This window comes from Gracilimonas sp. (assembly GCF_017641085.1).
Lineage (GTDB): Bacteria > Bacteroidota > Rhodothermia > Balneolales > Balneolaceae > Gracilimonas.
On the sequence record NZ_JAEPPI010000003.1, the window covers coordinates 821,714 to 833,991 of the forward strand.

At 45.5% G+C, this 12,278-nt stretch carries 10 protein-coding genes; 8 read left to right on the plus strand and 2 right to left on the minus strand.

From position 1 onward, the window contains the following. The first annotated feature begins 94 nt into the window (after positions 1-94). The 4 genes from trxA (at position 95) to JJ941_RS14605 (ending at position 6,111) form a co-directional block, all read left to right on the plus strand. Positions 95-421, plus strand: coding sequence for a thioredoxin (trxA, locus tag JJ941_RS14590; RefSeq protein ID WP_255134982.1), 327 nt, complete (start codon positions 95-97; stop codon positions 419-421). A gap of 186 nt (positions 422-607) precedes the next feature. Beyond that, entirely contained in the window at positions 608-1,672 is a 1,065-nt protein-coding gene (locus JJ941_RS14595; protein WP_290966779.1) for an efflux RND transporter periplasmic adaptor subunit, read from the plus strand. A gap of 1 nt (position 1,673) precedes the next feature. Further along, a complete protein-coding gene (locus JJ941_RS14600) occupies positions 1,674-4,781 on the plus strand; it encodes an efflux RND transporter permease subunit (protein WP_290966782.1) in 3,108 nt (1,035 codons plus the stop codon). Position 4,782: 1 nt separating this feature from the next. Continuing rightward, on the plus strand, positions 4,783-6,111 hold the full coding sequence (locus JJ941_RS14605) for a TolC family protein (protein ID WP_290966785.1): 1,329 nt from the start codon (positions 4,783-4,785) through the stop codon (positions 6,109-6,111). 166 nt (positions 6,112-6,277) lie between these two features. Here the strand turns inward: JJ941_RS14605 and JJ941_RS14610 are convergent, their stop codons facing one another. Both JJ941_RS14610 and JJ941_RS14615 read right to left on the minus strand, forming a co-directional pair. Beyond that, positions 6,278-6,685, minus strand: a complete 408-nt coding sequence (locus JJ941_RS14610; protein WP_290966787.1) for an ATP-binding protein — start codon at positions 6,683-6,685, stop codon at positions 6,278-6,280. A gap of 3 nt (positions 6,686-6,688) precedes the next feature. Further along, positions 6,689-7,993, minus strand: a complete 1,305-nt coding sequence (locus tag JJ941_RS14615; RefSeq protein WP_290966789.1) for a Glu/Leu/Phe/Val dehydrogenase — start codon at positions 7,991-7,993, stop codon at positions 6,689-6,691. A 352-nt stretch (positions 7,994-8,345) separates the two neighbouring features. On the opposite strand from JJ941_RS14615, the gene JJ941_RS14620 reads away from it, so the two are divergent. From JJ941_RS14620 to JJ941_RS14635, 4 genes are all read left to right on the plus strand, one after another. Beyond that, on the plus strand, positions 8,346-9,473 hold the full coding sequence (locus JJ941_RS14620) for a hypothetical protein (RefSeq protein ID WP_290966792.1): 1,128 nt from the start codon (positions 8,346-8,348) through the stop codon (positions 9,471-9,473). A 202-nt stretch (positions 9,474-9,675) separates the two neighbouring features. Then, positions 9,676-10,107: an HNH endonuclease gene (locus JJ941_RS14625; RefSeq protein ID WP_255134975.1), complete on the plus strand. Its 432-nt coding sequence runs from the start codon at positions 9,676-9,678 to the stop codon at positions 10,105-10,107. 160 nt (positions 10,108-10,267) lie between these two features. Further along, positions 10,268-11,398 carry a tRNA 2-thiouridine(34) synthase MnmA gene (mnmA, locus tag JJ941_RS14630; RefSeq protein ID WP_290966797.1) on the plus strand — a complete coding sequence of 377 codons (1,131 nt, stop codon included), beginning with the start codon at positions 10,268-10,270 and terminating at the stop codon, positions 11,396-11,398. Positions 11,399-11,468: 70 nt separating this feature from the next. Continuing rightward, positions 11,469-12,227, plus strand: coding sequence for a DUF4412 domain-containing protein (locus JJ941_RS14635; RefSeq protein ID WP_290966800.1), 759 nt, complete (start codon positions 11,469-11,471; stop codon positions 12,225-12,227). Positions 12,228-12,278: the final 51 nt, after the last annotated feature.

Genomic DNA, 12,278 nt, shown 5'->3' on the forward strand with positions numbered 1-12,278 from the left:
ATTGCCCCAATAATTTAAAAGAATGTGTAATGTTGAATGAATTATTCCGATATTTGTTCAGAATTGATGAACACTCAATAAAGAAATAAAAGATATGTCAAAACCAATCGAGTTAACCGACTCCAATTTTGATGATGAAGTACTGAATTCAGACAAACCTGTATTAGTTGATTTTTGGGCTGAATGGTGTGGACCTTGCCGAATGATAGGTCCGATTGTTGAAGAATTGGCCGGTGAATACGAAGGAAAAGCAAAAATTGGAAAAGTAGATGTGGATAGCAATCCGGAAGTATCCGTAAAATATGGTATCCGTAGCATCCCTTCTCTCCTGATTTTCAAGAATGGTGAAGTAGTAGACCAAATTGTTGGAGCTGTTCCAAAATCACAGCTTAGCAAACAGCTTGAAGCTCAGGTAGCTTAATTAAGCACTTTTTATAAATATAAAAGCGATGTGGGATATTCCTGCATCGCTTTTTTTGGTACAGTAATCAGCTATTCATGCTCTGAATTACAAACAATCTTTTACAAGGCTTTTCATGATTTAAGAATGCTGGAACCTGCACAAAGGTTACCTTTAGCAACACTTTCGAATTCTTAAACAGTATAAATGAAACGCATACTTATAGTTACAGGCGTATTGATCGCTCTGGGCCTGTTAGCCATTCCAAAATTAGAGGGATTAACAGGGTCAGCAAGTAATACGGCAGCCAACAATTCATCCAATAATACACTTTCAGTGGATGTATATGTTGCCAAGCCCGATACCATTGAAAACAATATTTTTACCACCGGTACTTTGCTTGCCAATGAAGAGGTGGAACTGGCCAGTGAAAGCTCCGGTCTGATTGAAGAGATTTACCTGGAAGAAGGTGAGTATGTAGAAAAAGGAGAGTTGCTCATCAAAATCAATGATAGTGAATTGCAGGCGCAACTGAACCGGGCTGAGTTCAGGCTGAACCTTGCCGAAGACCGGGAAAAACGCCAGACCCAGCTGCTTGACAAGGGTGGGATCAGCCAGGAAGAGTACGATGCTACGCTGAATGAGGTAAACGTAATGCGTGCAGAAGTTGCCCTGATTGAAGCACAAATTGCCAAGACGGAAATCCGTGCTCCGTTTTCCGGACAAGTTGGCCTTAAGTATGTAAGTGACGGAAGCTACATCACCCCAAGCACAAGAATTGCCACTTTGCAGGATATTGATCCCATTAAAATTGATTTTTCCATTCCCGAGCGATATGCGGCTATGGTAGAAGTTGGTAACAAAGTAGCATTCACGGTTTCCGGTTTGGATAAAACACTCACGGCGAGTGTATATGCCAAAGAACCCAGAATTGATACCGAAACCCGTTCTTTACAAGTTCGGGCTAAAAGTCCGAATAAAGATGGAGCATTATTACCCGGCGCTTTTGCAGACCTGGAACTTACACTTTCGACTATTAACAATGCCTTGATGGTTCCATCTATCTCCATCGTTCCTGAACTTCAGGGACAAAAAGTATTTGTGGTGAAAAACGGGGTGGTTCAGCCTCAAACGGTCTCAACCGGACTTAGGAATGAAGCTAAAGTTCAAATTACCGGGGGCATTGCAGAAGGTGATTCGGTGCTTACAAGCGGATTATTACAGGTTCGTCCCGGGATGCCGGTTAATATTGGTAATGTAGAAACGGAGTAGCATGAGTTTATCATCACTGAGTATTCGTCGCCCGGTATTAGCTACCGTTTTTTCTATCGTAATTGTTTTGTTTGGGATTATATCCTTCAACTACCTTCCTGTCAGGGAGTATCCGGCTGTTGACCCGCCCATCGTAACGGTGAGTACATCGTATATCGGGGCGAATGCAGAGGTCATTGAATCTCAGATCACCGAACCGCTGGAAGAAGAAATTAACGGGATTGCCGGTATCAAAAACCTGACATCGGTTAGCCGGGAAGGACGAAGTACGGTAACCGTAGAATTTAACCTGGATGTGGATCTCGAAACGGCGGCCAATGATGTACGGGCAAGAGTATCAAGAGCTGTGGGAAGTTTACCGCCTGATGCCGATCCCCCCGTGGTTTCAAAAGCGGATGCTGACGCCCGTCCAATTCTCTTTTTCAACATAAAGAGTGATTCACGAAACCTGCTTCAGCTTACCGATGTGGCCATTAACTATTTTAAAGAGCGCGTTCAAACCATTGATGGTGTAAGTAGCGTGCAAATTTGGGGAGATAAAACCTACTCGATGCGACTCTGGCTGGACCCAATGAAACTGGCAGCCTACGACTTAACCCCCCTTGATGTACGAAATGCACTGTCCAGCGAGAATGTGGAATTACCCTCAGGCCGTATTGAGGGAGACCTGACTGAACTAACGGTTCGGACGATGGGGAGAATGACTACCGTAGAAGAATTCAACGACCTGATCATTAGTCAGCGTAACGGAAGCAACATCAAGCTTCGTGATTTGGGGTATGCCGAATTAGGTCCGCAAAACGAACGAACCATCCTGAAACGGGATGGGGTGCCGATGGTAGGAGTAGTGTTGATTCCTCAGCCCGGCGCCAATCAAATTGAGATAGCTGACGAGTTTTACAAGAGGGCAGATGCCATCGAAGAAGATCTACCCGCCGACATCGAAACGGCCATTGGCTTTGATACCACCGAATATGTCCGGGCTTCCATAGACGAAGTACAACAGACTATATTTATCGCTTTTCTACTGGTAATCGCTATCATCTTCCTGTTTCTGAGAGATTGGCGAACCACTATAATCCCGGTGGTGGTAATCCCGATTGCACTAATCGGAGCGTTCTTTGTGATGTACATGGCCGGCTTTTCCATCAACGTATTGACGCTACTGGCTATCGTGTTAGCTATTGGTTTGGTGGTAGATGATGCCATTGTGGTACTGGAGAATATTTATGCTAAAATTGAGCAGGGACTGGAACCCACCATTGCCGGAATATTAGGTTCCAAAGAAATTTTCTTTGCGGTTATTGCAACATCGGCTGCCTTGGTTTCGGTGTTTATGCCCATCCTGTTTTTAGGTGGAATTACCGGGCGTTTATTCAGAGAGTTTGGAGTTGTGATAGCCGGGGCTGTAATTATTTCCTCATTTGTAGCTCTTACGCTCACCCCCATGCTTTCCACTAAACTGCTTAAGAAGAGAGAGCGGCATAACAAGTTTTATGAGATGACCGAGCCGTTTTTCATTGCCATGAATAAGGCGTACAAGAATTCGTTGCAGACCTTCATGAACAACCGCTGGGTTTCATTTTTGGTGATTGCAGCTTCCGGCGGCTTGATTTATCTCTTTATGATGACCCTTCCACAGGAAATCGCTCCGCTTGAAGATCGAAGCAGAGTGCGGATGTTTGCCCAGGCTCCCGAGGGGGCTTCCTACGAGTACATGGATAACTATATGGACCGGCTTATTACTTTGGTTCAGGACAGTGTTCCTGAGGCTAAATCGGTTATTTCGGTAACCTCTCCGGGTTTTGGGGCTTCCAGTTCGGTGAATTCCGGTTTTGCCTTTGCCATCCTAAAAGAGCCCGAAAACAGAGAGCGTTCACAGGACGATGTTGCCAATGATTTATCTCAGCTGGTTACGAGCCTCAGCGGAGCTCAAACCTTTGTATCACAGGAACAAACGATTGGCAGCAGCAGGGGAGGGTTACCCGTTCAGTATGTATTGCAAAACCAGAATTTTGAAAAACTGAAGGAAGTGATACCCGAATTTCTGGAAGAAGTGCGGAACAACCCAATGTTTACCTATCAGGATGTGGACCTGAAATTCAACAAGCCGGAACTTCAGGTTTCTATTGACCGTGAACGCGCTCAGGATTTAGGAGTTTCCGTACGGGATATTGCCGAGACTTTGCAGCTTTCTTTGAGTGGTCAGCGATTCGACTTTTTTATCATGAATGGAAAGCAATATCAGGTCATCGGTCAGGTAAGCCGGGCAAACCGTAATGAACCGGTGGATTTAAAGAGTCTGTATGTTCGAAATAACTCAGGCCGCCTCATTCAGCTGGATAACCTGGTAACGGTTGCTGAGCAAAGCAGTCCGCCGCAGCTCTATCGCTTTAACCGGTATGCTTCAGCCACTATATCAGCAAGTTTAGCACCGGGATACACTATCGCCGACGGTATTGAAACCATGGATGAAATAGCAGAAGGAGTTCTGGATGATACCTTTGTAACCAGCCTTGCGGGTCCTTCCCGTGATTTTGTTGACAGTTCGTCCAGCCTTGGCTTCATTTTTCTGCTCGCGCTGGCCTTGGTTTACCTGGTACTTTCGGCACAGTTTGAAAGCTTCCGCGACCCGTTCACTATTATGTTAACCGTACCGCTGGCGTTGGCCGGGGCTCTGTTGAGTATGTGGTATTTCAATGAGACGCTGAACATCTTTAGTCAAATCGGGATGATTATGCTGATTGGTCTGGTGACTAAAAATGGAATCCTGATCGTGGAGTTTGCAAACCAGCGACAGCGACAAGGACTATCCATTATGGACGCTATTCTTGATGCTTCTGCAGCCCGTTTTCGCCCGATTTTGATGACCAGTATCTCTACAGTACTGGGGATTTTACCTATTGCACTGGCCCTTGGTGCCGGCGCTGAAAGCCGAACCTCAATGGGTATAGCTGTAATTGGGGGATTGATTATCGGTAGTTTACTTACTCTGTATGTGATTCCTGCCATGTACTCCTACCTCTCGCCGGTGAAATCCGATGATGATATAATTGACGAAGAGACGATCAAGAAAGCTGAAAAAGAATTAGATACTGCTCCTGTTTAAAATGAAAAGACTGTCCCTGTTTATACTGATTATTGGTACCGCTTGCTTCCTCCCAAAGCCCTTAATGGCCCAGGATACATTGAGCATTGAAAAGGTAATCCGTACCGGACTCGAGAATAATTTTGCCATCCGGATTGCTGAAAACGAAGCGCGGATTTCGGCCAACAATAATTCACCGGGTAATGCCGGTTTTCTGCCGGTGATCTCTGCCGATGGTACGTTCAATGAAAGCGTTGAAGATAATAAGGCCGAATATTCAACCAATGCCATTCCCGACCGGAACGACCAGAATGCCCGGACTACCATATTCAGTTATGGGCTGAATGCAAACTGGACCATTTTTGACGGTTTAACCATGTTTGCCACCTCTGACCGGCTCTCACTGGAAGAGGAAATTGATGAAACGGAAGCCCGGCTTCAACTTGAACAGGTACTGGCCGATATCATCAGCACTTACTACCAGATTGTAGGCCAGCAGAATGCCTATCATGTGCTGGAGAATACCGTTGAGGTATCCAGAGAACGAATTCGTATAGCCGAGACAAGGCTCGATTTGGGGTCAGGTTCAGAATATGACCTCATACAATCCCGGGCTGATTTCAATGCCGACCGTGCCGCACTTATCCGGTCAGGAACCGGCCTGAAGCAAGCCAAGATTTTACTCACGCAGGTGTTAGCAGATACCTCCTTATCCGGTTATGATGTAAGTAGCAATATCGTTTTGGGGGAGAAGTTGAGGCTTGAGCCACTCATTGAGGAGGCGCTGCAACAGAATAGTGAATTACAAATTGCACGTTTGAATCAAAATGCTGCCGAAGCTGAAATCCGTGAGATTTCCGGCGAGTTTTTCCCGCAGATTAGTTTAAACGGAGGCTATGGTTACCAGCGGACGGAAACCAGCAGTGGCTTTGCGGATTTTACTGAAACCAGTGGATTTACCTATGGTGTAACGGCCCGGATCAACCTTTTTGACGGAATGAATAAAAACCGGCGCAGACAAAACGCTAAGATTGCTGAGAAAAACCAGGGGCTGCGTCTGCAGGATGTACGCTTTCAGGTTACATCTCAGATTCGTCAGATTTATGCTCAGTACAGCGATGCCCTTTCCCTGATTGAGCTGGAGAAAGAGAATCTGCAATATGCTCAACAAAGCCAGGAGATAGCCCTGGAGCGTTTCCGGTTGGGAACCATCAACTCGGTTGAATTACGTGAAGCTCAGCAGAGTTTACTTGATGCTGAAAACCGGTTGATTGCCGCCCAGATTGAAGCGAAGTCAGCGGAAACTCAGCTACTTAGATTAAGCGGTCGCTTACTTTCCGCTGCAGAATAAAAAGTCATCCTGAGCTAATTTAAGTTGAATTGGGGGCTGGTGTTATCCACGAAGGATCTTAGCCAGAAGATGCTTGGTAATCATATCATGACTAAGATTCATCGCTATCGCTCTGAATGACTTTAGGGGGGTAGAAGAGCAGTACAAAATGACCGCTTTCCTACTATCACTCCGGTAAGGTAAAGACCAGTTTCAACCGTGTTCCATTCTCGGAATAAGAAACTTCATCGGCATATTCTTCCATCAGGAAAACACCACGGCCGCTGGTTTTTAGTAAATTTTCCTCAGCCAGGGGATCGGGAATAGATTCCGGATCAAAACCTTCCCCCTGATCTTTTGAATCAAAGATAAGCTTACTATCGTCCTTGTAGGCCTTAATGGTCACGATCTTGGATTCATCCAATTTGTTACCGTGCAGAATACCATTGGTGGCTGCTTCCGAAACGGTAAGCATCAGGCGGGCATAAAATTCATCGTTAAAGCCGAGTTCTTCCTGAAGAGCGGTAAGCATGTGCTCCACTCTTTCAACTTCCTCGTACGTTGACTGTAGGGTAAGGGTCTGTAGTAATTTCATGTATTAAGCATATATACCACGCAGTTTCAGCGTCGTGGCCACCCGGTCGATGGCATACACGTAAGCCGCTTGACGGAGCGTAATACTATACTTTTCACTCACCATAAACAAGTTGTCAAACGATTCTCTCATCATGCGATTCAGGCGGCGGTTTACGCGTTCTTCCGTCCAGAAATAACCGTGCCGATCCTGCACCCACTCAAAATAGGAAACCGTTACACCGCCAGCATTTGCAAGGATGTCAGGAATGACCATAATCCCATTCTCTTCCAGTAATTTATCGGCATTGGCGGTAACGGGACCGTTAGCACCTTCAGCGATAATCTTGGCTTTAATCCTGGCAGCATTTTCTTTGTTAATCTGATCTTCTTTAGCAGCAGGAATCAATACATCACATTCAAGTTCAAGCAGATCCTGATTGCTGATGGGCTCCGCTCCGTCAAAGCCTTCCAGTGAATTTCCGTGCGTTTGGGAATAGCGAATAGCTTCTTCAATGTCGATACCATTCTTGTTGTAATAACCGCCGCTGATATCGCTGATAGCAATTACTTCAGCTCCTTGTTCATACATGAGCTGTGCAGAAACAGAGCCCACATTTCCGAATCCCTGAACTACCACGGTTGTGTTGCTTGGGGAAATACGAAGTTTACCTAAAGCCGCAAGCGTACAGGTTACCACCCCGCGTCCGGTCGCTTCTTTTCGTCCTTTTGATCCGCCAAGAATAATGGGCTTTCCGGTAACAACAGCGTTTTCTGTTTTCTTTTGTTTCATGCTGTAGGTGTCCATGATCCACGCCATCACCTGCTCATTGGTGTTCATATCAGGGGCGGGGATGTCACGATCGGGTCCAAAAACATCCAGCATGTTGGCGGTGTACCGTCGGGTAAGTCGCTCCAGTTCAGCCTGGGATAAGTTCTTTGGGTTTACCCGAACGCCGCCTTTTGCTCCGCCAAAGGGAACATTGACGACGGCACATTTCCAGGTCATCCAGGCTGCGAGAGCTTTTACCTCATCAATGGTGACGTCTTCAGAATACCGGATTCCACCTTTGGATGGGCCAAGAATACTGTTATGAATTACGCGGTACCCTTCAAACACTTCGATGCGCCCATCGTCCATGGTTACCGGGATGGAAACCATGACCACCTTTTCGGGACTGGACAAATATTTAAAAACACCTTCATCTAAATCGAGAATTTCTGCTGCGAACCGAAAGCGCTCCATCATGGAAGCAAAGGGAGAGTCGTGAGCAATATGAGGAACCGGTTCTTTGTAATAGCCGCTGGCAATAGAGTCTTTTGTGGACATCGTCTGTATTTGATGGTTTTGTAGCTTGAATCGCTCAAAAAAGCGGTTCCAAATATAAAAGGATTATGGAAAACAAGTATAACTTTATAGAAAAAAGACGATGAAATTTTGGCAGAAACCAGCACGAATCAGTATCGAAATGTTAATCTGTCTTCAGAAAGCCTATTCAGTTTTTGTCAAGATAAATAATCGACCATTTGGCTCATGATGTGCTTTAAAGCCAGCCAATACTTTAGGTGAAAATCGCCATTGTTATAAAATTGTTAAGTATCGGGCAAATCGGCATCTCGTAACACTGTCTTAACATGAGCTTAGTACCCTTGGGCAAAATTCAGCACACTAACTCATATCAATGTCTAATACACAATCTAACGAAAGTGATCAAAGTCCGATAGAACGGTTAATCCCAACGGGTTTTTATGATGTAATTAAACAGGAACGAATTTTTATAGGCCTGATTGGTCTGTTCTTTTTTATCTCCGGTGTGGTGTTCCCATATGCAGAACTGGCCATGTGGGTCGGTTTCATTTTTGCCGGATACTCTGCTATTGCCAACGACAGTATTCAAACCATCGGTACCTTCCTGGCTTCCAACATGGATAAAAAATGGTGGATGCTTTGGTTGTGGATCGGGGGAATTTTCCTGGTCACCGTTTCCGTAAGCTGGTATATATTTGACGGGGATGTAACGTACCAGCGGCTGACATCCAAAGGGTTTTCGGAAGCACCCACTGAGTTTTCATTTCTTCAGGTGGCCGCGCCTGTATTCTTGTTGATACTGACCCGTATGCGGATGCCGGTTTCAACCACCTTCTTATTGTTAAGCTGTTTCGCCACTTCTGCTGAGGGTATTACCTCGGTGCTCGGCAAGAGTTTACAGGGATATGGAATTGCCCTTGTAACCGGACTTGTGGTATGGTTATTAGTTACAAATACTATCGAGAAGAGATTTAAAGGAGAGCCTAAAAAATTCTGGCTTCCACTGCAGTGGATTATTTCCGGTACGCTTTGGGCTGTCTGGGTTATGCAGGATGCCGCCAACATCGCGGTGTACTTACCACGGTCGTTAGAGTTTTCTCAGTTCCTTGGCTTTGCACTCTTCATCTTCTTCGGCCTTGGGCTGCTGTTCTACCTGAGAGGGGATAAGATTCAGGAAATTGTAACCGAGAAATCCCGGGTTACCGATGTCCGTTCTGCTACCATCATCGACTTTGTGTACGCCATCTTGCTTGTGTACAAACTAACAATCAGTACCGTACCGATGAGTACCACCTGGGTATTCCTTGGACTGCTTGCCGGACGTGAAATCGGAATGAGCATTATGGACGGAAAGGAGAAAGGGCGGCCTATGGGCAAAGTGTTTGGAATGGCCTTCAAAGACCTGACCTACGCATTGATTGGTCTGGCAGTATCTATCGTACTTGCAATTTCTATTAACGATGAAGTGCGAGATCAGTTGTTAGGAATGATTGGCTATTGATATTTAAAGGCAAATACCTCATACTAAGGCGTGCTCACATTGGTGAGTACGCCTTTTTTTTGTTTCATACTCTGCATTCTTCATGAAAGTAAACAACTGAAATATCATCAACAGAACGTAAACCGGATGCACTATGAACGCCAACGTGTTAGTTTTAAATCAAGACTACCAACCGCTTAGTATTTGTTCTGTACAGCGGTCCATGAAACTGATCTTTCTTGAAAAAGCGGAACTGCTTCATGACGATCCGGAGAAAGAGGTGCGTACTCCCCGCGAGTCCTTTCAATTCCCTTCTGTAATCAGGTTACGAAACTATATTCGGGTCCCTTACACTAAAATTGTGCTTTCCCGCAGAAATGTAATGCGCAGGGATGATTTCACCTGTCAGTACTGCGGGAAAAAGTCAGATCTCACCATCGATCATATCATCCCGAAAAGCCGGGGTGGTAAAGATACCTGGGAAAACCTGACCACCGCCTGTGATAAATGTAACGTACATAAAGGAAACCGCACGCCGAAAGAAGCCCGCATGCCGCTGAAGAAGAAACCATACCGCCCAATCCCAATCACTTTCTTCCGCGACTCCAACGGCGGCGTTCAAGAGCCCTGGAAACCCTATTTGTACATGACATAACAAACATCGAACAAAGAACACCCAACACCGAACGTATAAGTTCAAAGTTGAGTGTTCGATATTCCTTGTTCAATGTTCATGGGCCTCTGTCAACCGTCCTGAAAAAGCCTTATCTTTGGAGTTCATTTAACGTCAAGAAGTATTTTTAAACTTCCTTTCTATGAGTAAAAAAGGCAGAGTATTAGTAGCCATGAGTGGCGGTGTCGATTCATCCGTAGCAGCAGTGATGTTGCAGGAGCAAGGCTACGAAGTGATCGGTATTACCATGAAAACCTGGGATTATCACCGGAGCGGCGGAAATTCTGACAAGGAGACCGGCTGTTGTACGGTGGAGTCTATGAATGATGCGCGACACATTGCCGTAAATCATGGCTTCAAACATTTTATCGTTGATATCCGCGAGGAGTTTGGCGACTGGGTTATCGATCGTTTTGTAGATGATTACCTGGGAGGGAGAACGCCAAACCCATGCGTGCTTTGTAATACGCACATTAAATGGGCGGCTTTGCTTAAAAGAGCGGATAACCTGGGCTGTGATTTTATCGCAACCGGGCACTATGCTAAAGTTCGCGAAGAAAATGGCCGTTATGTAATTTCACGCGGACATGATCCCAAGAAAGATCAGTCGTACGCCTTATGGGGAGTGGCTCAAAAACATTTGGCACGAACTATTTTTCCACTCGGAAACTATCCCAAAACTGAAATCCGGCAGATTGCTGAAGACCACGGACTGTTGAATGTAGCCAACAAACCGGATTCCTATGAAATCTGCTTTGTACCGGATGATGATTACCGTCGTTTCCTCAGAGACCGTGTGGATGGACTCGAAGAGCGGGTTTCCGGCGGTAAGTTTGTAGATAAGGATGGAAACATTGTTGGCGAGCATGAAGGCTATCCGTTTTATACCATCGGTCAGCGGCGCGGGCTGGATTTAGCCATGGGCAAACCGGTGTATGTAACACACATCGATCCGGCCACCAATACCATTACCATCGGTGAAAAGGAAGACCTGGTAAGCTCCACACTGATTGCCGGGGAAATGAATCTGATCAAGTATGACAAAATCCCTGAAGACGATATGGAGATTACGGGCGCCATTCGCTATAACGATGACGGTGCGATTGGTCAGCTTACCCAAATCAGCGACAATGAAATGAAAGTTCACTTTCCGGCTGGAAGGGAAGCAATCACTCCCGGTCAAGCCATTGTGTGCTACGAAGGGGATGATGTGGTAGCCGGCGGCTGGATCAAAAAAGTGAGTGTAGGCATGGATGATTTAATTCCCGCCTGATATATTCTCACGAAACAACTCTTATCCTGAGGCGTTTAACAATCCGTCTATCAAACCAAAAAATATCACTATGAAAACAAGACGACTATTCGGTACTGCATTATTTTTATTTGCCATTCTTTTCTCCTCAGCTGCTTATGCTCAGTTTGAAGGGCATATTACCATGAACCTTTATGGGGAGAACAACGGACAGAAAGAGGTGAGTGAACTGAATCTTTACGCTACTGCTGATCGCATCATGATTAAAGGAGAGGAAAGTCTGGAGGTGATGGGCAAAGTACATGCCGGCGGATTGCTGATCCGAAATGACATGAAAGACTTTATCATCATGACGGAGAAAGATAAAGCCCTGCAGGCAACTAAAACCGGAATAGAATCTCTTGTTGAAATGCTGTTCAGCTGGGCCGGAGAATCGGAAAGCTCTTCATCGGATACCCCTGAAGCTGAATATGAGTACACCGACCGAACCAAAACTATCCTGGGATACGAAACAACAGAACTGATTATCAGAAGTACAGATGACCCAGAAAACTACCTTTCCGTGTGGCTGACTCCCGGAATCGATATCAACTGGGGAATGCTTGCTGAGCCCTGGAAAGGAATGCCTAAAGACATTGACAAAGAACTAAACGGCATGTCTCAGGATGTGATCTTTAAAGGCAAGAACTTCCCCCTGATGATTGAAGTGGTGGAAGGAGATAAGCGGGAAGTTGTAATGGACGTGAAAAATGTAAACCGATCGAGCATTGCCAAAGCTATGGTGGAAGTTCCCTCCGGCGTTCAGCTGATCAGCCTGCAGGAATATATTTTCAGCATGATGATGGAGTAATAATCTTTCAAGATTGAAACAGAAATTGAAAAGCCTGACAAAGATTTTGTG